18 protein-coding genes and 1 pseudogene are annotated in these 19,826 nt (G+C 71.7%); 14 read left to right on the forward strand and 5 right to left on the reverse strand.

Features of this window, described 5'->3' with window-relative positions; all coding sequences use genetic code 11:
- Window positions 1–124: 124 nt before the first annotated feature.
- Entirely contained in the window at window positions 125–1,354 is a 1,230-nt protein-coding gene (gene ilvA / locus DEP02_RS21065; RefSeq protein ID WP_112469237.1) for a threonine ammonia-lyase, read from the reverse strand.
- Between the two features lie 144 nt (window positions 1,355–1,498).
- On the opposite strand from ilvA, the gene DEP02_RS21070 reads away from it, so the two are divergent.
- The 3 genes from DEP02_RS21070 to DEP02_RS21080 all read left to right on the forward strand — a co-directional run bounded on the left by DEP02_RS21070 (window position 1,499) and on the right by DEP02_RS21080 (window position 3,023).
- Window positions 1,499–2,023, forward strand: a complete 525-nt coding sequence (locus DEP02_RS21070; RefSeq protein WP_232839216.1) for a MarR family winged helix-turn-helix transcriptional regulator — start codon at window positions 1,499–1,501, stop codon at window positions 2,021–2,023.
- Window positions 2,024–2,241: 218 nt separating this feature from the next.
- A complete protein-coding gene (locus tag DEP02_RS21075) occupies window positions 2,242–2,778 on the forward strand; it encodes a sigma factor-like helix-turn-helix DNA-binding protein (protein ID WP_112469239.1) in 537 nt (178 codons plus the stop codon).
- Window positions 2,775–3,023 (forward strand): hypothetical protein, encoded by a 249-nt coding sequence (locus tag DEP02_RS21080; RefSeq protein WP_112469240.1) that lies wholly within the window; start codon window positions 2,775–2,777, stop codon window positions 3,021–3,023. The genes DEP02_RS21075 and DEP02_RS21080 overlap by 4 nt, the downstream gene beginning before the upstream one ends.
- Window positions 3,024–3,026: 3 nt before the next feature.
- Here DEP02_RS21080 and DEP02_RS21085 read toward each other — a convergent pair whose 3' ends face one another.
- Entirely contained in the window at window positions 3,027–4,181 is a 1,155-nt protein-coding gene (locus DEP02_RS21085; protein WP_112469241.1) for a cystathionine gamma-synthase, read from the reverse strand.
- Window positions 4,182–4,369: 188 nt separating this feature from the next.
- Here DEP02_RS21085 and DEP02_RS21090 point away from each other — a divergent pair, with 188 nt between their 5' ends.
- The 6 genes from DEP02_RS21090 to DEP02_RS21115 all read left to right on the forward strand — a co-directional run bounded on the left by DEP02_RS21090 (window position 4,370) and on the right by DEP02_RS21115 (window position 10,751).
- Window positions 4,370–5,488 carry a hypothetical protein gene (locus tag DEP02_RS21090; RefSeq protein WP_112469242.1) on the forward strand — a complete coding sequence of 373 codons (1,119 nt, stop codon included), beginning with the start codon at window positions 4,370–4,372 and terminating at the stop codon, window positions 5,486–5,488.
- Window positions 5,489–5,706: 218 nt separating this feature from the next.
- Window positions 5,707–7,338, forward strand: coding sequence for a M48 family metallopeptidase (locus tag DEP02_RS21095; RefSeq protein ID WP_112469243.1), 1,632 nt, complete (start codon window positions 5,707–5,709; stop codon window positions 7,336–7,338).
- Window positions 7,339–7,393: 55 nt separating this feature from the next.
- Complete coding sequence (locus tag DEP02_RS21100) at window positions 7,394–8,497, forward strand: hypothetical protein (protein ID WP_112469244.1); 1,104 nt, start codon at window positions 7,394–7,396, stop codon at window positions 8,495–8,497.
- A 124-nt stretch (window positions 8,498–8,621) separates the two neighbouring features.
- On the forward strand, window positions 8,622–9,335 hold the full coding sequence (msrA, locus tag DEP02_RS21105) for a peptide-methionine (S)-S-oxide reductase MsrA (protein WP_112469245.1): 714 nt from the start codon (window positions 8,622–8,624) through the stop codon (window positions 9,333–9,335).
- Between the two features lie 404 nt (window positions 9,336–9,739).
- Window positions 9,740–10,174, forward strand: coding sequence for a hypothetical protein (locus DEP02_RS21110; protein ID WP_112469246.1), 435 nt, complete (start codon window positions 9,740–9,742; stop codon window positions 10,172–10,174).
- Window positions 10,175–10,358: 184 nt separating this feature from the next.
- Window positions 10,359–10,751 (forward strand): hypothetical protein, encoded by a 393-nt coding sequence (locus tag DEP02_RS21115; protein ID WP_112469247.1) that lies wholly within the window; start codon window positions 10,359–10,361, stop codon window positions 10,749–10,751.
- Here the strand turns inward: DEP02_RS21115 and DEP02_RS21120 are convergent.
- Window positions 10,748–11,401, reverse strand: coding sequence for a CBS domain-containing protein (locus DEP02_RS21120; protein ID WP_112469248.1), 654 nt, complete (start codon window positions 11,399–11,401; stop codon window positions 10,748–10,750). The two genes, DEP02_RS21115 and DEP02_RS21120, sit on opposite strands and share 4 nt — an antisense overlap.
- A gap of 226 nt (window positions 11,402–11,627) precedes the next feature.
- On the opposite strand from DEP02_RS21120, the pseudogene DEP02_RS35565 reads away from it, so the two are divergent.
- Both DEP02_RS35565 and DEP02_RS21130 read left to right on the forward strand, forming a co-directional pair.
- Window positions 11,628–11,748: pseudogene (locus DEP02_RS35565) on the forward strand (peptide-methionine (S)-S-oxide reductase MsrA); the annotation flags it as partial.
- Between the two features lie 132 nt (window positions 11,749–11,880).
- Window positions 11,881–13,464 (forward strand): MFS transporter, encoded by a 1,584-nt coding sequence (locus DEP02_RS21130; RefSeq protein WP_112469249.1) that lies wholly within the window; start codon window positions 11,881–11,883, stop codon window positions 13,462–13,464.
- A gap of 97 nt (window positions 13,465–13,561) precedes the next feature.
- On the opposite strand, the gene DEP02_RS21135 is transcribed toward DEP02_RS21130, so the two are convergent.
- Window positions 13,562–15,154, reverse strand: coding sequence for a hypothetical protein (locus DEP02_RS21135; protein ID WP_157977499.1), 1,593 nt, complete (start codon window positions 15,152–15,154; stop codon window positions 13,562–13,564).
- Between the two features lie 519 nt (window positions 15,155–15,673).
- Between DEP02_RS21135 and DEP02_RS21145 the strand changes: the two genes are divergently transcribed.
- Together DEP02_RS21145 and DEP02_RS21150 are read left to right on the forward strand one after the other, a co-directional pair.
- Window positions 15,674–15,937: a hypothetical protein gene (locus tag DEP02_RS21145; RefSeq protein WP_232839217.1), complete on the forward strand. Its 264-nt coding sequence runs from the start codon at window positions 15,674–15,676 to the stop codon at window positions 15,935–15,937.
- Between the two features lies 1 nt (window position 15,938).
- Window positions 15,939–17,225 carry an ATP-binding protein gene (locus DEP02_RS21150; protein ID WP_198668510.1) on the forward strand — a complete coding sequence of 429 codons (1,287 nt, stop codon included), beginning with the start codon at window positions 15,939–15,941 and terminating at the stop codon, window positions 17,223–17,225.
- 557 nt (window positions 17,226–17,782) lie between these two features.
- Here the strand turns inward: DEP02_RS21150 and DEP02_RS21155 are convergent.
- Window positions 17,783–19,129, reverse strand: coding sequence for a hypothetical protein (locus DEP02_RS21155; protein ID WP_198668511.1), 1,347 nt, complete (start codon window positions 19,127–19,129; stop codon window positions 17,783–17,785).
- A gap of 157 nt (window positions 19,130–19,286) precedes the next feature.
- Here DEP02_RS21155 and DEP02_RS21160 point away from each other — a divergent pair, with 157 nt between their 5' ends.
- Window positions 19,287–19,694: a DUF4304 domain-containing protein gene (locus DEP02_RS21160; protein ID WP_157977500.1), complete on the forward strand. Its 408-nt coding sequence runs from the start codon at window positions 19,287–19,289 to the stop codon at window positions 19,692–19,694.
- Window positions 19,695–19,826: the final 132 nt, after the last annotated feature.

Genomic DNA, 19,826 nt, shown 5'->3' on the forward strand with positions numbered 1-19,826 from the left:
CTCATCCGTGCGGCACGAGACACACTGTAACGCGACATATCGCGTCTCTCAACGGATTTGCTCGAACGAGTGACAGGGAGTGAGTCGAAAGGCCGGTGACCTGGGCGTTCCACCGCCCGCCGGATCAGTCGATGACCGTGTAGCCGGCGTTCCGCAGGGCCTGGCCGACCTCGGCGCAGTGCGCCGGGCCCTTCGTCTCCAGGTGCAGCTCCACCTCCGCCTCCGTGAGCCCGAGCCGTGGATCGGTCCGTACGTGACTCACATCGAGGACGTTAGCGTCGACCACTGACAACACCCCCAGAAGCGTGGCGAGCGCGCCCGGCCGGTCCGTCAGCCGCAGCCGAACGGCCAGGTAGCGGCCCTGCGCGGCCATGCCGTGCCGCAGCACCCGCTGCAGCAGCACCGGATCGACGTTGCCGCCGGACAGCACCGCCACCACCGGACCCGCGATGTCGCCCGCGCCGCCCAGCAGCGCGGCGACCGGACTCGCACCGGCCGGCTCGACGACCAGCTTGGCCCGCTCCAGGCACAGCAGCAGCGCGGCGGACAACTCGTCCTCGGTGACCGTGCGCACCTCGTCCACCAGCTCGCCGACGATCGCGAACGGCACGTCACCCGGCCGCCCGACCTTGATGCCGTCGGCCATCGTCACCGGGTTCTCGATCGCCACCGGCCGCCCCGCAGCCAGCGACGGCGGGTACGCCGCCGAACCCGCCGCCTGCACGCCGACGATCCGCACGTCCGGCCGCAGCGACTTCACCGCGACCGCGATACCGGCCGCGAGTCCGCCGCCGCCGATGCCGACGACGATCGTGCGCACCCCCGGGCACTGCTCCAGGATCTCCAGGCCGACCGTGCCCTGGCCCGCGATGACGTCGGGGTGGTCGAACGGATGAATGAACATCGCACCGGTCCGGGCCGCGTACTCCTGGGCGGCGGCCAGCGTCTCGTCGACCACCTGGCCGTGCAGGCGCACCTCGGCGCCGTAGTCCCGGGTGGCGCTGATCTTCGGCAGCGGGGCGCCCTTCGGCATGAACACCGTGGCGTGCACCCCGAGCAGTGACGAGGCCAGCGCGACGCCCTGCGCGTGGTTGCCGGCGCTCGCGGCCACCACCCCCGCGGCGCGCTCCTCGGGCAGCAGCCCGGCGATCCGGACGTAGGCGCCGCGCAGCTTGAACGACCCCGTGCGCTGCAGGTTCTCGCACTTGAGGTGCACCGGCGCGCCCACCAGCTGGGACAGGTGCCTGCTGCCCTCCATCGCGGTCACCCGCGCCACCCCCGAGAGCATCTTCTGCGCGCCGCGTACGTCGTCGAGGGTGACGGGCCGAAGCAGCCCGGCCGTGCTGTAGCTCATGCCTCAAGTCTCGCAGTTCACGCCCACCGGGCGCGGTTGCGACCAACCTCCGGGACCGGTTTGCGCAGCGTCGGTACGCCCTGCCCCACAGCCGCGTACTCTGTCCCCCAACCCAAGCAGCCCTTCAGAAGTGAGCCCCCCGCCATGCCCACAACTCCCGACATGTCGACGGACATGACGACCGCCGGTGACACCGGTCTCCTCGACTCCCTCCAACACGAGGTGGCGGTCTTCGCCCGCCGTGCCGAACAGACCCGGCTCGGCGGGGTCGGGCAGGTGCGCAACTCCATGGACCGCGCCGCCTACCTGCTGCTCAACCGCCTCGACAAAGAGGGCCCGATGGGCGTCAAGGCGCTCGCCGCGAGCATGGGCATCGACTCCTCCACCGTCACCCGCCAGGTGGCACCGCTCGTCGACACCGGGCTCGTCAAGCGCACCTCCCACCCCGAGGACGGGCGGGCCGTGGTGCTGCAGCTGTCGCCGCGCGGGCTGGCGCGGCTGGAGGAGGTCCGCTCCTCCCGACGGCAGTTGATGGCCGAGCTGACCCAGGACTGGGAGCCGGGGGAGCGCGAGACCTTCTGCTCGCTGCTGACCCGCTTCAACCACGCCCTCTCCGCCCGCCAGGCCTCCCACGGCGCACCGCAGACGGACACGCCGTCGGCGTCCTGAACGCCTTCCGCCGCCCCGGGTCCGCCGCCGGCGCCCCGAAGCAGGTACTGAGCCCTCTGCGCGGCTCTTGACCGACGGGCTGCCGCTGCCCTCATATGAGACCGGACCTGTACGCGGTTCCGCATGCCGTGCGAGAACAGCCGTACAAGAACAGCCGAACGGGAACAGTCGTACGAGAACGGGTCCCGCTGTCACGGTCGCCCTTGGGGGGAGGCGCGGTGCGAGAACGGCAGGCGTCCCGAGGCGCTCGCCGCGTCCGGGAGTTCGAGGTGTTCGTCGCGGGCGCGGCCGGGCGGCTGCTGCATGCCGCCACGCTGCTCACCGCGGAGGCCCCGGACGACAACCCGCGCGCTCGACGCCTGCTGACCCTCGCCCTGGCGCACACGTACGCGTGCTGGGACCGGCCGCGTGGCGAGGACCCGTACGACCGCGCTCGCCGGCACCTGGTCACCCGCTTCGCCCGCGAGGCGTGGCATCGGCACGGAGGCCCGGGCCGCGCCCGCCGGCAGTCTCCCGGCACGACGGCCGCCCTCACCCCGCAGGAGCGGCTGGTCGTCGTCCTCAGACTGTACGACGGGATGGCCGAGGAGCAGGCGGCGGCCCTGCTCGGGCTGCCCGCGGACCGCGTCCGCGTCCTCTGCGACCGCGCGGTCGTCGCGCTCACCCGCCCGCCCGGCACCGGCGGTACGCGGCCCCGGGGTGACGCCGTCGTGAGCGCCGTGAGCCCACGACCGGACGAGGGGAGGCGGCGGTGAACCGGACCGAGCGTGAGGCCGCCGCACGGCGGATCCTGGAGCAGCGACCGCCGCGGGTGCCGACGGAGCTGTACGACGACGTGGTGCACCGCGGGGAGCGCGTGCTGCGCCGCCGGACAGCCGTCCGCCGGGCGCTGTGGCTGGTGCTGCTCGCGGTGACCGTGGCCCTCGCCGTGTGGGTGCTGACGGTCCGGCCGTGGGTGGAGCCGCCGTCGCAGACGACTCCACCCGTGAGCGGCTGGTGATCGTCAGCCGAGGGCCTGCTGCAGGTCCTCGAGCAGGTCGTCGACGTTCTCGATGCCCACCGACAGACGGACCAGGTCCCCGGGGACCTCCAGTGCGGAGCCCGCCGCGGAGGCGTGCGTCATCCGCCCGGGGTGCTCGATCAGGGACTCGACACCGCCGAGGGACTCGCCGAGCGTGAACACCTTGGCGCGGTTGCAGACCTCGACGGCCGCCTCCTCGCCGCCCCGCACCCGGAAGGAGACCATGCCGCCGAACGCCTTCATCTGCTTGGCGGCCACCTCGTGACCGGGGTGCTCCGGCAGCCCCGGGTACAGAACCTGCGTCACGCGCGCGTGCCGGGACAGCATCTCGGCGACCTTGGTGGCGTTCTCGCTGTGCCGGTCCATGCGCACCGCGAGCGTCTTGGCGCCACGCAGCACCAGCCAGGAGTCGAACGGACCCGCGACGGCGCCCATGGCGTTCTGGTGGTACGCCAGTTCCTCGCCCAGTGCCGCGTCGCCGGCGATCAGCGCGCCGCCGACGACGTCCGAGTGGCCGCCCATGTACTTGGTCAGCGAGTGCACGACCACGTCCGCGCCGAGCGCGAGCGGCTGCTGCAGGTACGGCGTGGCGAAGGTGTTGTCGACGACGAGCCTCGCGCCCGCGTCCCGGGTGATCTGGGCGACGGCGGCGATGTCGGTGATGCCGAGCAGCGGGTTGGAGGGGGTCTCCACCCACACGGCCTTGGTCTTCGGGGTGATCGCGGCCCGTACGGCGGCCGGGTCGCTGGTGTCCGCCACCGACCACTCCACACCCCAGCGGGAGACGACCTTGTCGAAGAGGCGGAACGTACCGCCGTAGGCGTCGTTGGGGATGACGACGTGGTCGCCGGGGCTGAGCAGCGTACGCAGCAGGCAGTCCTCGGCAGCCAGTCCGGACGCGAACGCGAGGCCGCGGCGGCCGCCCTCCAGGGCGGCGAGGTTCTCTTCCAGTGCGGTCCTGGTCGGGTTGGCGCTGCGGCTGTACTCGTAGCCGCCGCGCAGGCCGCCCACGCCGTCCTGCTTGTAGGTCGAGACCTGGTAAATGGGCGGGACGACCGCCCCCGTGAGGGGGTCGGCGGTGTTGCCCGCATGGATCGCGAGCGTCTCGAAGTGCTGACTGATCTGCCTGTCACTCATGGGCCCGAGGGTAGTGCGCCCGCGGGAGTGGTGGCGGACGGCACGGCCCGACGGCCCCGTGCCGGACGGCGCGACTCGACGGTCCCGTGCCGGACGACAGGGCCCTCCTCGCCCTCGCTCGACCGGGTTGTCCACAGGCCGGTGGAACGGGTTGGCCAATTGTCGGCGCCGTCTGGTTCGCTTGAGGCATGGAGATTCTCTGGGTCCTGATGGCACTGGTCATGCTGGGCTTCGTGCTGATTCCGTACCTGCGGCGCAGGCGCGGTGCCATCGAGCAGGTTCCCGCGGGGCACCCGGACGCCGCGGACCCGGCGAACTACGGATTCCTGCGGCAGGAAGAGCTCGACGTCCGCCTGCCCGGACCCGACCAGGACCTGCTGGACGTCCTGGACCTGGTGCAGCGGACCCAGGACCATCGGGCGGCCTCCCAGCTCCTCGCGGGCACGGAGAAGGAGGACGAACAGCGCTGGCAGCGCGTGCAGGCCTTCGCCGGCGCCGCCTCGCTGGAGCTGCAGCAGCGGCCGGGCGGGGTCGGCGAGACGCCGGGCGGGCAGTGGCTGCGGGTGTGGCGGGCCGAGGCGCCCAAGGACCCGGGCGGCGCGGCGGTGCACGCCGAGTTCCTGGTGCAGCAGGCGTGGCGCACGGCGACGCCGGGCACGGACGAGTTCCGGATCATCATGGAGGAGGCCAGGGAGGCGTGCGGCCAGGCCGCGCTGCTGGCCCCGGGCGACCCGATCCCCTGCATCGTCGAACTGTCGGTGGCGCGCGGCCTGGCCTACTCGCAGCCGGAGTTCGAGAAGCTGTGGCTGAAGATCCTCGACCGCGCGCCGAACCACATGGGGGCGCACCTGGCGGCCCTGCACTACTGGTGCGAGAAGTGGCACGGCTCGCGCGAGCTGGCGATGTCGTTCGCCGAGGCCGCGGCCGCCCGCGCGCCCCAGGGCTCGCTGCTGGCGGCCCTGCCGCTCTTCGCGGTCTTCGAGCACCTGCCCGAGGTGAACCTGGTCCGGGGCTTCTACCAGAGCGAGGTCGTGACCAAGGCGGTCCACGGCGCGCTCTTCGCGGTGCACGCGGCCCGCTCCGACGACCCGATGCAGGCCCACGTCCGCCATCTGCTGCTCTTCTTCCTCGTCCGCTGCGAGCGCTGGGCGGAGGCCATGAACCAGCTGATACACATCGACGGCCACGTGGGCGCCCTGCCGTGGACGCTGTCCGCCGACCCGGCGGCGGAGTTCGCCGTCTACCGCGCCCTGGCGGTGGCGGGCTACGAGGCGAACGGCGGCAGCCCGGCGACGCTGCTGCGCTGACAAGCCCCGCCCCGCCCGGCCGGGGCTCCGCCGCGAAGCCCCTGCGCGCCCGGCCGCCGGCCCGGGGCCGGAATTGCCCTCCGACCTGCGGTCGGGCATACTCCGCCTACTCCGCTTGCTGCGTCTTCCCCCCACACACGCACCACCGCGCGGTCACCTCCCAGCGGCCGCCGCTCCGCCATGTCCGCTTTCACAGGCCCTGTGGGGGGATCCGCCCGATGGGCGCAACTCCGCGCGCGCTGCGCGCCGTCGCACTGCTGCTCGGCTTCCATGCGCTGAACCTCGTCCTGCTCGCGGCACTGGCCGCCCTCGACGCGGCGGCGCTGCGCTGGGCGCCCGGCCCGGTCGCCGGCAAGATCGTGGTCGTCTCGGTCCTGCTGGCCATCCCGGTCGTACGCGGCATGTTCATGCTCCGCACGCCGAAGGACGAGGACGTGGCGGGCCTGCCCGTCACCGAGGCCGACGAACCCCGGCTGTGGGCGCTGGTACGGGAGCTCGCGGACACCGCCGGCACCCGCGCCCCCGACCGGATCGTCCTCACCGGCGACGTCAACGCGGGCGTCACCGAACGGCCACGGCTCCTCGGCCTGCTCCCCGGCCCACGCCGCCTCCACCTCGGCATACCGCTCATGACCGGGCTGAGCGAGGCCCAGCTGCGCGCCGTGCTCGCCCACGAGTACGGCCACTTCACCGGCGGCGACACCCGGCTGTCCGCCGTCGTCGTCCGGGGCCGGACGCAGATCGAACGGGTCATCGGACAGCTCCACGCCAAGGCCGGCCACACGGCGGCCAAGGAGCGCGCCCGCCAGGAGAAGGCCGCTGCCAAGGCCGCCGCCAAGGGCAGGGAGGCCAAGGAGATCGACACGTCCGGGGCCGGGCTGACGTACCGGGCGATGGCCCGGATCTACACGCTGTACGGCAACTTCTACCTGCGGGCCTCACTGACGACGGCCCGCGACCAGGAGTACGCGGCGGACCTGGCCGCCGCCCGGATCGCAGGCCGCGACGCGACCTCGTCGGCGCTGCGCGAGATCCCGGCCCTCGCCACCGCGCACGACTTCTACCTCGAGTGCTACGCCACGCTCGGCGTGCGGGCGCGGCTGATGCCGCCGCGCGGCGAGTTCTTCGGCGGCTTCGGCCGGATGCTGAGCGCCCGCGCGCTGGAACTCGTACAGCTGCGCACGCAGTTGCCGGACGAGCCCGCATCCCCGTACGACTCGCACCCGCCGATCGCCGAACGCGTCCGCCGGATCGAGGCCCTGCCCGCCGACGGACGCACCGAGGAGGCCAAGGGCGGCGCGCTCGACCTGCTCACCGACTCGGAGCGGACCCTGACGGCACTGGAGGACGTGGTCCTGACGGAGGAGGCACGGACGTTCCGCCGTACCGCCGACTGGGACGAACTGCTGGACGCCGCGATGGCCGCCGCCCTCACCTCCCTCGACACTCCCCTGCACCGGGCTCTGGCCTTCTACACCAAGGACCGGCCGACCCTGCCCGGACTGCTGACGGTGATCGACGACGGGCAGCTGTGGCGGCTGGCACAGCGGCTGCCGCTGTCCGACGAGGCGGCGGCCGCCAAGGGCCGCGCCTTCCGCGAGTTCGTCCGCCCGGTGATGCGTGACTCGCTGCGGAGCATGGCGCTGGCCGAGTTCAGCGCGCACTCGCTGGTGCGCTGGGAGTTCTCCTGGGAGCGGGCGGCGACCCCGCACCTTCCCGGATCCACCGCCGACGGCGGCGAGGACACGGAGGCCGGTGCCGTGCTCGACGCGGCCGTGGACGCCGCGCTCGCCGACCGCCCCGACACCGGGCCGCTGCGCGCGCTGCTGCCTCCGGCGCGGACCGCCTGAGCTTTCCGTTGCCACCCGGCCTCCCCCGACGACCGAGAAACGGACTCGCACCCTGATGACTGTCCTGCTGTGGATCCTGGGCATCCTGGCCATCCCCACCTTGCTCTTCGTCCTGTGGCTGGCCTGGGTCTTCGTGAAGGAATACGTGAAGGAGTCCCGTTCGCCGAGTGCCGAGGGCAACTCGGAGGCCGCCGAGAAGTTCGGTCTGCTCCCCCCGGAGCGGCAGAACACCGACCACGCGGCCCCGCTGCCCGCCGACTGGGCGGCCGCGCTGAGCGCGGTGCGCGGCGGGGAGTGGCGGCCCGCCGCCGACGTACTGCGCGGCATCGGCCGCGACTGGGAGCGCCGGTCCGCCGCCGCGTACCTGCTGGCCGAGCACGCGGCCGAGGACGACACCTGGCTGCTCGGCTGGGAGACCGAGCACCCCGACGACCCGGACGCCGCCCTGGTCAGGGCCCGCAGCACCGTCATCCTCGCCTGGGAGATACGGGGCGCCCAGCGGGCCAACCACACGACCCGGGAACAGTTCGAGGGCTTCCACCGGATGCTGGCACGCTCCCGCGAGGAGATAGCGCGGGCCGCCGCCCTGAACCCCGACGACCCCACCCCGTACATCACGGAGATCTGGGTCGCGCTCGGCCTCGGCTACCCGAACTCCGAGATGGACAAGTTGTGGGCGGACATCACCGCTCGTGCTCCGCACCACTACGAGGCCCACTTCTCGGCGTTGCAGTACTGGTGTGCGAAGTGGCGCGGCTCGGAGCGGCTGGCCACCGAGTTCGCCGAGCGGGCGGCGGCCGACGCGCCGCTGGGCAGCCTGCTCACGGCCCTGCCGCTCATCGCCCACTACGAGCACGACGAGTCGGAGGACAGCGCCGTCGACCGCACGCCCGAGATGGTGGCCCGGGTCGACGCCGCCCTCGCCGACGCGGCAGCGGCCGATCCGGCGCATCCGCGGCTGCCGGAGCTGCGGCACCTGCTGGCGTACTACCTGTCGCTCCAGGACCGGGACGAGGCGGCGCTCGAGCAGTTCAAGCTGGTCGACGGGTACGTGAACGCGCTGCCGTGGCGCTACCGGGGCGACATGGCCGAGTACTACTGCGGCGTCCGCGACGCCTCGGCCGCGGCGGTGGCCGCAGCCGCCGGGCCGAACGCGTGAGCGCTGGAATTCCGGCGGCACCGGGATCGTTCTCCTGAGTGCCGTCGCCCGCGCACCGCGAGCGGCGGAACCGACGGGCCCGTTGTGACGGGCGGGCCCGCCCCAGACCGACAGGGAGACCCTCATGCTCTTCGGCCGAACGCCGCAGCTGCCCACCCCCGAGCAGGCGCTCAAGGGCCGGTCCACGCCTGCGTTCGAGGTCCCCGACCGCCACACCGTCCTCGGCAACCCCCTCCTCGGCCCCTACCCCGAGGGCCTGGAGATCGCCGACTTCGGCCTGGGCTGCTTCTGGGGCGCCGAACGCAAGTTCTGGCAGCTCCCGGCGGGCGTGTGGACCACCCTGGTCGGCTACCAGGGCGGCTACACCGAGAACCCCACGTACGAGGAGGTCTGCTCGGGCCTGACCGGTCACACTGAGGCGGTCCGTGTGGTCTACGACCCGAAGGTCATCTCCTACGACCGTCTCCTGAAGACCTTCTGGGAGTCCCACAACCCCACCCAGGGCTTCCGCCAGGGCAACGACGTCGGCACCCAGTACCGCTCCGCGATCTACACCCACACCCCCGCCCAGGCCGCCGCCGCGGAAGCGTCCCGCGAGGCCTACCAGAAGGTCCTCACCGCAGCCGGCCACGGCACGATCACCACAGAGATCCTCCCGGCCGACGGCCGCCCCTTCCACCCGGCGGAGGCGTACCACCAGCAGTACCTCGACAAGAACCCGAACGGGTACTGCGGACTGGGCGGGACGGGGGTCGAGCTGGGTGACCCCTTCGAGACGAACTGGGGAGCGTCCTGCCCGACAGGTATCGCGCCGGCTCCGGAGGCGAAGGACGGGTAGGCGGTTGCGCGAAGCCCGTGGTCGGGTTTGCAGAGTGGACCGTCGGCTATCCGTCGTGATTGACGGGAGGAGATGACCGGGGGGCATGCCTGGGCGGTATTGCTGCGTCGGCCCCCACCATGCGGAGTCGACCATGCGGCACGAGGTGCTACCGGTCAGCGGTCGCACTCCACCACCACATTCACCGTCCTTCTCAGACATGTGTCCAGGGCATCTCGGTGGGTCCCCGACCACGTATGGCAAGGTATGCCGACGACTCACGCCGGCCGGGCCCCGCGCGGGACTCCGGCCTGGCTGTTTCCGGGTACGGGGACCCTGAGGCGCCAGAAGAGCCGGACAGCCGCATGCCACACGGAACGGTCCCGTACGGTTCTCACCCGATCTCTCATCTCAGGAGTACGCCCGTGAACGGAAAGCGCCGCAGACTTCTCTTGGCCGCCGTCGACCCCATGCTCGAGTCCGGGGAGCAGGTTGAGGTGACAACCATCGTCAACCTGACGTCCGTCACCGTGCGCCGGACGACAGCGTTCGCAGCAGCCTCGGCGCTCCTGAGCGGCGGCGCAATGGCCGTGATCCCGGCGCCGACCCCCATGTACTTGGCGATGACCGACCGCCGCATCTTCATCTTCCGGGCGAACCCGACGTTCGCCCGGCCGGAAGAACACCTGATGACGATCCCGCGCGCCGGTCTCGTCCGCTCGGAGATCAAAGAGCGGGTACTCAACTCGTCCTTCGTCATCTCCTCGGCGGACAGCGAGCAAGGCTTGAGGATCGTCTTCCCGCTGGTCGGCCGCAAGGAGCGAAACGAAATAGCGGCCGCCCTGCCTCTGGCCGACTGACGACCCAGGACCGAGGAGGGGCCGCGACGACGGGGCCGACTGAGGTCAGCGCCATGGGCTCTGTACCCAATCCCCACCGAGGGCGGGTCACATGACAACACAGCCTCGGCGGGACGGGGGTCTCCTGCCCGGTCGGGGTCGCGAAGTTCGCGGAAGAGTGAGTGACTCGCTTCCGGGAGATCAGGTGGTACGGCTTGATCTCCCGGATCCGCCGGCAGAGATCCGACGGCGCCCGGGCGCCTACGGCCTGGGCGACTCCTTCCGGTCCTACGCGACCTGTCCCAACGGCTACCACGAGGGCAGCGGGCGAACGGCGCTCGCGGGCTTCCGCGAACGGCTCGCCGAAGAGCTGGGCCACGGCACCAACCTCATCCGGGAAGCACTCGCCCTCCGCCTCGTGCTGCCGGCGGTCGGCACATCGCGCTTGCGGTCGCTGACCGCAGACGAAGACGCTGCCGCAGCAACCGGGCTCTTCAAGCCGGTCGGGCAGTTCCGTGAGTCCCGGACGCCGAGCGATCAAGCACGGGCGTACAGCCCGACGTGCATCGCTCCGGCGCGCGAAGTCACCAGCGACTAGTCCGCCCGGGCGGCCGCGAGGTGGGCGTCCACGGCGACGACACCGTCGATGCCCTGGCACAGGCCCACGACCACCGGGACAAGACGCGGTTCCGGAACGTGACCCCGCAGGGTGACGGCACCGTCCCGGACCTCGACCTCGACGGTGCCCTCTTCCAGGCCGAGGATGTGCCCCAGGTGCCCCAGGACGTCCCGCTCGACCTCGCCGCGGATTTCGGCGTCGGAGCGGATGAAGGTGTTCAGCAGGTCGCTACGGCTGACGATGCCGGTCAGGAGCCCGTGGTCGCCGACGACCGGTAGTTGCTTGACGTGCCGCCTGCGGAGTTCCCGCGCGGCCCGGGGGATCGTCCAGTCGGCACGGGCGGTGAAGACAGGGCTGCTCATGAGCGCGCCCGCGGTCCGGGCCCGGGCCTTGCCCCACGCGCGCTCGTCGTTCCCGTCCTGCCCCTGCGGGTCGGGCATGCCGGTCTCGTGCCGCAGCACGTCGGACGCGGACACGACGCCGATGGGGGCACCCTCGTCATCGATGACCGGGGCCGCGGCGATGTCGTTCGCGTCCAGCAGGGAGGCGATCTCGCGGAACGGTGTGTCGGGGCGGAGGGCGATGACTTCTTCGGTCATCACGTCACCGACCGTGCGGCGGTGCATCATGGCATCGACCTCCTCCGCTTCGCGACGGCGCGGTACCCCGGCCCTCGCGGCCGCTCGTCCACGCCCGTCTCCCTACCCATGACAACACCGTGCCGCTCCGGCGACCAGTGACGTTCGACCTGGCGGGGAGGGCCGGCGGTCCCACAGCGGCGTCCAGCGAGCCGATCACCGCATGGCCGGCTCGCTTCGTCGAGCGCTGAGCATCCGACAGCGCGGGCCAGAACACCCATCCTGGCCGAGCGAGAGCAGTCACCAGCACTATCTCGACAAGAACCCGAACGGGTACTGCGGGCCTGGTCGGGACGGGTGTGTCCTGCCCGATCGGTGTTGCCCCCGCGGGGGGCTGACAGCTTCGGGAGCTTCAGAACCCGCGCGCAGGGGCCCGGAACGGGCCCCTGCTGAGCCGGACGCCGGGCTTTCACGCGCGTCGGCCCGGGAAAGGCCGACGGGACACGTCTGCCGGATTAGCGTCGACCGGCATGCGACGTGGGAGCACGGGAGGTGTCGCGGTGCCGCCGAGTGGGTCGCGGACCGGCGCGGCGACTCTGCCGGTCGTCCTCGGGCTCGCCCTCGCCTTCACGGTCACGGTCGTCGACCCGCTGGTGCTCAGCCTGAATCTGCCGCAGGTGAGCCGGGCCCTCCATGTGCCGCCGCAGGTCGTCGGGTTGCTGGGCGGAGCGGCGACGCTGGTGATGGCCGCCTCCGTCCTCGCCGCGGGCAGGCTCGGGGACACCGTCGGGCTCAAGCGGCTGCTGATGCTGGGACTGGTCGTCGTCACGGTCGTCGACCTGCTCTCCACGCTCTCCCCCAGCTATGGCTTCCTGCTGGCGATGCGCTTCCTGGACGGGCTGGGGATGACCGCGCTGCTGGGAGTGCCGCTGGCCCTGCTGAAGGTGTCCGTGGCGCCGGAGAAGCGGCCGGTGGCCATCGGCGTGCTGATGGCCGTCGACGTGATCCTGTGCGGGGTGATCCCGGCGTTCACGGGCTGGGCGGTGGCGGCCGTCGGCTGGCGGTTCCTGTTCCTGATCGCCCCGCTGCTGTGCCTGGTCTCGCTCTGGCTGGTCGCCCGGTACGTCCCGGAGTCACCCGTCCAGCCGGGCCGTCGCCTCGACGTGGCGGGTGTCGCTCTGATCGGGGTGACCCTGCTGGCCCTCGTCGTCGGCCTCGCCGCGGCGCAGAACGGTGTCCTCCGCCCCGAGACCTGGGTACCGCTGCTGATCAGCACGGTCGCCGTCGTGCTGTACGTGCTCCACGCCCGCCGCACTCCCGAACCCGCGTTGGACCTGGCGCTGTTCCGCAGCGCGCCGTTCAGCGTGGCCCTGGCGGCGACCCTCACGCTGAACTTCCTGATCGCCGGGCTCAGCATCGTCCTGGGGCAGTTCGGCAGCGTGGTGCTGGCGCTGTCCCCCGAGTCCATCGGCCTGCTGTACCTGCCCGGCACCCTGCTGATCGCCGGTGCCGTGATCCTGGCCGGACACCTGGTCGGGAAGTACACCCCGCGGCCGGTGATGGTCACCGGTCTGCTGGTGATGGCGGCAAGCGGGCTGTTGCTGGCGGGCACCGCCGGCCCCACGATGGCGGTGTGGCTGCTCGTGCCGGCCACCTGGCTGTGCAACCTCGGGTCGGTGGTCGCTTCCACATCGGTGTCCGAGACGGTCCTCTCCCAGGCGCCGCCCGGGCATTCCGGCACGATGGCCTCCACACAGATGGCCTTCGCGGTGACCGGCTCCGCGTTCGGGCCCACCGTCTACCTTCTGCTGCTCAACTTCTTCTTCCAGCGGCAGTGGCTGGCGGACGCGGAGGCACGCGGGCTGTCGGTGGCCCGGGCCGCGCGGGCCGTGGATGCCGTGCGCAGCGGGATGGCGCAGAGCCCGGGCAGCACCGTGTACGACCCGAACCTGCTCCGTCAGGCTTCGGGGCTGAACCTCGGGCTGGACTTCACCGGCGGTCTGCGGCTCACCATGCTGATCGTCAGCATCCTGCCGCTCGTTGTGGCGGGAGCCGCCTTCGTGCTGATGCCCCGCCGCGTTCCACCGGAACAGGACCGGGCGGGAGCCTGCTGAGCCGACGTGAGATGGTGCGGCCCGTCCGCGGGCCGCCGACGGGTCGCCGACGGGCCGCATGACGTGCCGGGCTCGGCGGGACGGAGGTTTCGGTGAGCTACTTCCCCGGCTGGGTGAACGTGAGGATTCTCGGGGTCAGCAGCTTCGTGGAGTCCGGCCCGCGTTCGGTTCCCGGCTTGACGTAGTCACGCAGCGAGGCCATGAACATGCCGTGCAGGGCGGGGTCGCCCTTCGCGGAGGTGTCCGAGTGCGACGGCAGCATCCGAGTGGTGATCCCGGTGCAGTTCTTCGGCCAGCCGGGAAGGTCCCGGAGCACCGCGCAGTCCCGGGTGAAGTAGTGCACGAAGAACTTGCCGCTGTTCTTGACCGTGCTCGCATAGCCGTCCGCGGAACCTTTGAGGGTGGTGTTCAGGACGTTCGCCACGCCCTCCAGCAGTGAGGCGTCGTTGACGGACAGGGCGGTGTAGGTCGCGTTGCCGGTTTCGGTGGCGAGGGTGTCGACCACCGCGTAGACCTGTCCGGAGTCGAGCGGGAGCGGCCGTGCCAGGAAGTAGGCGGCGTCCTGCTGGTCGCCCAGGCAGTTCATGTTGATCTCGCGGCAGTACGGCCCGGTCCACCCGTAGTCCCGCACCGGGTCGACCATCAGGGAGGACGCCGGCGGCTGCTGCGTGCAGTCACTGGTCCGCAGACGCGCCGTACTGCTGACTCGGTCGCACACCGCGCTGACCAGGTTCTGCAGGTCACCTGCCAGGTGGGCCTCGTTGTTCGCCGTGCGCTTCGCGAAGGTCAGCGGTCCGTAGCGCTGGACGGGCCCCAGTGAGTCGGGGGCCCGTACGCGCATCACCGTCAGCGGAGGATTCTTCCGCCACTTGTCCGCGGCCTGCTCCTGGCCGGGGTCGGGGACGGCGTACCGGAACGCGGTGAAGAAGTCGATGGCGTCCTTGCCCATGCCGAGCGGTCCGATCGGGCCGTGGTCGTCGCGGGCGGGGATCTGCTCGGTGAAGATGTCCTTGCCGGGAACCCCCCGGGCCTGCAGGGCCCGGCGTACGGCGCGGTCGGTGGTGGCGCTGGCGGTGATGATGAAGTACCGGTTCTTCTCGAAGGAGTAGCCGGACTGCCGTTCCATGACGACGTTGTTGACGACGTCCCCGAGTGCGGACACGCTCTGGGTCCGCCCCGACCGCCGGCCGTCGGGTGGGATCGTGTCGAACAGGTACTGCATGGGGACAGGCCGGTCGGCCGTGTTCTCCCACTTGAGGCGGTCACTGTCCTTCCACTGCCCGTTCTGGCTGAATTCCCAGGTCTGCATGCCCATGTAGCGGCCCGGGGGCGGCATCTTCCCGTAGATCACGACCGCGTCCCGCGGATCGAGCCGGTAGGTCGTGGTGTAGCCGGGCCGTGTCTCGCCGGAAGCGTTCGCCGTTGCCGGGTCCACGTACTCGTCCGGCCAGGTCTTCACGGCGGGCACCACGTACGGGGCCGCGGGGTTGTTCAAGCTGCAGTTCTTCAGCAGGGGGTAGGTGTAGTTCTCGCAGTCCTGCTGGGTGTACAGCATCGGGTACCCCGGATTGACCCGGAACCCGCTCTTCCGCAGGTCGGCGACCAGCCCCTTGGTGATCGGATCGCCGGCCGTGTCCGCCCCGGCGCCGGCCTCGTGCCGGCCGCACCCGGCCATGACGAAAAGCATCACGCACGTCAGCGAACACCAGACTCTCGGCGCGACATGGCCCATGGTCGTCCCTCCTGGCCGATTCGATGCCCCGGGGGTGCCGCGCGGCCAGGTCGTACCGTGGTTCGCTTCCTCGGACCCCGACATCGGGAACTCTAAGTTCCGAAAGTGTCACCGTGTGTACACGGTCGGGGCAACCGCAGTGCGGCAGCCGGGCGAGGTTCCGCCCACGGCGGCCGGCGCCGGCCTGTACGCCGCCGGCCGGCCTCGGACGGCACCGGGACCCTTCAGGGAACACCTGGAGCTGAACCGAAGGCGGTCCGGCGTACACGGCGTGGACCGCTCGTACCGCGACCACGCGCTCCGCTCCGCTCCGTTCCGCTCCGCTTCGCGGAGCGATGCAGGGCGGGACTGCGTCTGTGCGGCTCCGGCGTCCCCCGGGGCCGACGGGCCGACAGACACCGCCCAGGTGCGGCGGACCGCCTCCGGGATCGGGTGGATCCTGGACGAAGCCCACGTCGCCATCGGCCTGCCGGCCCGGTGAGCACGGACTGGCGCTGGGAGTACGACCCCGACCACGACCACGTGGCGGGCGGCATCCCCGCTCACGTGGTGGCGGAGGTGGAACGCCTGGCCGGCCGACTCGTCGAGCTTGCCGGCACCGGCATCGACGCCAAAGACCTCGGCAACGGCCCCCGGCCGGACGGCCTGCGCCGCGGGGACGCCGTCGGCGGCCGGGAGAGGTCCGGCGGGGTTCGCCGTCCGGTGCCCCCGCGGGAGACAATGGGGCTCCCGGCCGGATGAGGTGGTGGCGATGCCCGCGTGGCATCTGCGGGACTATCACGACGACGATCTCGACCAGGCCATCCAGATCTGGGACCAGAGCCGCCGGGCCGACGAGGACCCGGTGTTTCCGGTCTCCGAGGTGATGGCCGCGGCCAAGGCCGGCCAGCCGGCGGTGGTCGCGGTGGTCGGCGACGAACTGGTGGGCATGGCCGTGGCCCAGGCGCACGGCAAGCGAGGGTGGGTCCTCCTGGTCGCGCTCGCCGCCCGCTGGCGTGAGCGCGGGATCGGCAGTGCTCTGCTCGGCGAGCTGGAACGGCGATTGCGGGCACTGGGCGTGCGCCACATCAGCGCGCTGCTGCCCGCGGGCGCCGCCGGGACGAAGGCTCTGGAGAACTCCGGCTACCGGCTGCGCGACGACCTGACCTACTACGAGAAGCTCGAACCGCCCGGAGCCGCCAACGCCGACGTTCTCGCGGCGCTGGGCGGTCGTATGCTGCCCGAGGGGCTCTGGGACGCCATGGCGGGCATGGAGCGGGAGAAGCACGTCGTCGAGCGCCGTGTCGTGCTGCCGCTGACGGAGCCGACGCTGGCCGACCGCTACGGTGTCGTACCGCCCAAGGCGATCATTCTGTTCGGCCCGCCCGGCACGGGGAAGACCAGTTTCGCCAAAGCGGTCGCCTCGCGGCTCGGCTGGCCGTTCGTGGAGCTCTTCCCGTCCCGGCTCGCGTCCGACACGAGCGAGGGGCTGGCCACGGCGCTGCGGGAGGCTTTCACGGAACTGACGGGACTGGACTCGGTGCTGCTCTTCATCGACGAGGTCGAGGAGATCGCCGGCGTACGGTCCGGGAAGGCGGTCGATCCCGGGCACGGGGTGACCAACGAACTGCTCAAACTCATCCCCGTCTTCCGCGAGCAGGACGCGCGGCTGCTGGCCTGCGCCACCAACTCGGTCCGCTCTCTGGACGCGGCCTTCCTGCGGCCGGGCCGGTTCGACTACGTCATCCCCATCGGACCTCCGGACCCGACCGCCCGTACGGCGATCTGGGCCCGTTACCTCAGGGACGCCGCCGACACGGTCGACCTCGGCCGGCTGGTCGCGGCCAGTGAGCTGTTCACACCGGCCGACATCGAGTTCGCGGCCCGCAAGGGCGCGCAGGCGGCGTTCGAACGTGAAGTCACGCACCGCCAGGGCAGGCCGGCCGCCACCGAGGACTACCTGACCGCCATCGCCGACACCCGGCCGACGTTGACCGCGCAGGCGATCGAGGAGTTCGCCGAGGACATCGAGAAGTACAGCCGGCTCTGAGCCGCTCCCGGCGCCTGGACGGCGTCGGCAGCCGCCGGGCCCACCCGGGCGGACACAGCACTCCTCGCTCTCGGCCCTGCGGCCGAGGTCGCCGAACCCCACGACGGCGATCTCCTCCTCGGCAGAGGCACCACGCCTGCCGACTGGCCGAGGCGTGGAACTCGACGCCGCATCAGTTTGGGGAGGCGGCCGATCCACCGGCACCGAGCCGCGTTGATGGGGACGGTGGCCTGTGCCTCCCCCGTACTCGACCGGCTGCACCGCCCGGCGGGAGGCGCTCTTTCGGGGGCTCGGGGCACCCACCCGGCTGAAAAGCGTGAGCATCCGGCGGGTGATTGTCCTTCGCGCGCTCACATGAGCGGCCTGTGAACACCGGCGGCCGAGATGCTCACGCTTTTCAGCAGGGGCATGTGCCTCCTGGCCGGCCAATTCGTCGACCCTGCGGTACGGGCACCGACTCAGCGGCCTTGGCAACGGTCCCCGACCGGGTGGTCTGCGCCGCATGGACGCCGTCGGCGGCTGGTTCTCCTTCCTCGTGGCACCGCACGGTCCGCTGATCACCAGTGCCCGAGCGGTCGTGGTCTCGGACCGCCCCTTCCCGCGGATCGGCCGGACCGGCGACGTCCGGCCGCAGGTCGTCCAGGGCCCACGGCTTGGGCAAGCAGGTCGTAGTACTCCCTGGGCCGGGCGTCGAAGTCCACCCACGCGGACAGCCCTGACGGACCGCTGTCCGGTCCCCGCAACAGGTCGACGGAGGCTTGGCGAAACCGCCGTGCGAAGCCTTCCCGTTCGGCCTCGGCCAGCAGCACGCGCAGTTCGGCCACGGCCTCCCGGGCGTTGTGACGCTCCTCCTTCCCCGCACGGAGCATCTGCTTCCAGCTGGATGCCGGTGCGGCGTCGGCCAGCAACGGATCCAGCCGCGCCATCAGTTCCCCGCCGGTCTCCGCCGTGTGCTGTACTCCTGGCCCGGCCTCCACCAACACCTGCAGGGCGACGACCAGTGCCGTGGCCCGCGGCTCGGGCCGCGTCGTATCGATCCGCACCGCCACGGCCTCGTGCACCTCGTCGGCGATCCGCCGTGCGGCGGCCATCACCCGCTCGGCCGCAGGCCGCCCCACATCGGGAATCTGCCCCAGACGCCACTCCCCGGTGTCCAGCACATCCCGTACGGTCCGGACCCCGCCTGTCTCCAACTCCCTGACCCGCGCCCGCGCTCCGGCCGTCTTCCGGAGCCGCGTGACGGGAATCCGGCTCAGCTCACCGTCCACCAGTTCCCGGTGCAGCGGGGCCCATGCCGTCCGTACCGCTTCCACGGCCTTCCTGTGGTCCTGGGCCACCAGCGCGGCGGCCTCCCGCAGCCGCATCGCCTCACGGACGACCTTCGGGGCCGCACCGCGCCCACGGTTCAGTGCGCTGATGATCCCGCGCAGTGCGCCGGTGTCCCCGCGCAGCGCATCGGTGTCCCCGCGCAGCGCGCCGGCGCTTCCGCCGACGAGGGCGACGATCGTCAGCAGCAGCCCGACCGCCACCAGCGTGTCGGAGAGGTCGATCTGCTTCTGACGGTCGCCGTCGTCCTCCTCCAGTGAGTACAGCTCGCCCTTGTCCGGGCCTTCGGAGATCACGAATCCGCTGTCCCAGCCGAAGCCGGGGTCCGTCTCGTAGTTCGGTGCCTTCAGGCGCCAACTCCGTCCGGCATCGCACAGGTACGGCGCTTCGCGCTCGCGGTGTTCGAAAGGATCCGTCCACCGGACCGTGCACCTGCCGTCGGGCTTCTCGTCGAGCACGGTCAGGTCGATCTGCCGGAGTTCAGGGTAATCCGGCGTGGCGATGTGCACGCCCAATGAGCACGCGACCAGCGTCAGGCCGCACATCAGCAGCCACCGGAAGAAATGCGTCTGCCGCATCCGGGGACCTCCCCCCTAGGAGCTCCTCCGCCGTACGTCCCGATCGGGACAGGCGCGGCACAGGCACCCACTCGAACCGTTGCTCACCATGATCGGCAAAGCAATGGTCCTTTGAACAGAGGGCCTGTGCTCGGGGCACGCGATGCGCGCTCGGATCGTGCCGCACCTGCGTACGCTGGGCTTCAAAGGCTCCGGTCAGCGGTACGCGCTGCCGCACGACAAGGCCTGGGCCCAGCTGGACTTCCAGAAGTCCCGGGGCAACGCCGCGAGAAGCGTGCGGTTCACCGTCAATCTCTCGGTGATCGGCAAGGCGGCCTGGGAACGCGCCCGCGAGGAGTCACCGTGGCTCCCGGTGCGCCCGAACCCGAACGCGCACTGCGGCGCCGGAGGCGAAATGGCCCGGATCGACACCTTGCTTCCTGCCGGGTCCGACGTCTGGTGGAGCTTCGGCACCGGGGACGTCTCCGTCGAGGAGCTGGCGGAACCCCATGCGACGGACGTCTGCACGGTGATCACCAACTACGCCGTGCCCTGCCTGAACCGCGGCCCGGCGGGCCTCTCGTAGCCGCACGCGCTGTGCGCCCGGGGCCTTGGTTCCCCGGAGCGTGGCCCGCACGGCTTCGGCGGGTGGGACGCAGGACCGTGTGGCGGGAAGCGGACGGCCCGCCGGAAGCAGGAGTGCTTCCGGCGGGCCGTC

Source organism: Streptomyces triticisoli (assembly GCF_003270085.1).
Lineage (GTDB): Bacteria > Actinomycetota > Actinomycetes > Streptomycetales > Streptomycetaceae > Streptomyces > Streptomyces triticisoli.

Coding starts and splice junctions, on each gene's coding strand:
- ilvA (WP_112469237.1), bottom strand. CDS start 1,354: ATGAGCTACAGCACGGCCGGGCTGCTTCGGCCCGTCACCCTCGACGAC.
- DEP02_RS21070 (WP_232839216.1), top strand. CDS start 1,499: ATGCCCACAACTCCCGACATGTCGACGGACATGACGACCGCCGGTGAC.
- DEP02_RS21085 (WP_112469241.1), bottom strand. CDS start 4,181: ATGAGTGACAGGCAGATCAGTCAGCACTTCGAGACGCTCGCGATCCAT.
- DEP02_RS21090 (WP_112469242.1), top strand. CDS start 4,370: ATGGAGATTCTCTGGGTCCTGATGGCACTGGTCATGCTGGGCTTCGTG.
- DEP02_RS21095 (WP_112469243.1), top strand. CDS start 5,707: ATGGGCGCAACTCCGCGCGCGCTGCGCGCCGTCGCACTGCTGCTCGGC.
- DEP02_RS21100 (WP_112469244.1), top strand. CDS start 7,394: ATGACTGTCCTGCTGTGGATCCTGGGCATCCTGGCCATCCCCACCTTG.
- msrA (WP_112469245.1), top strand. CDS start 8,622: ATGCTCTTCGGCCGAACGCCGCAGCTGCCCACCCCCGAGCAGGCGCTC.
- DEP02_RS21120 (WP_112469248.1), bottom strand. CDS start 11,401: ATGATGCACCGCCGCACGGTCGGTGACGTGATGACCGAAGAAGTCATC.
- DEP02_RS21130 (WP_112469249.1), top strand. CDS start 11,881: ATGCGACGTGGGAGCACGGGAGGTGTCGCGGTGCCGCCGAGTGGGTCG.
- DEP02_RS21155 (WP_198668511.1), bottom strand. CDS start 19,129: ATGCGGCAGACGCATTTCTTCCGGTGGCTGCTGATGTGCGGCCTGACG.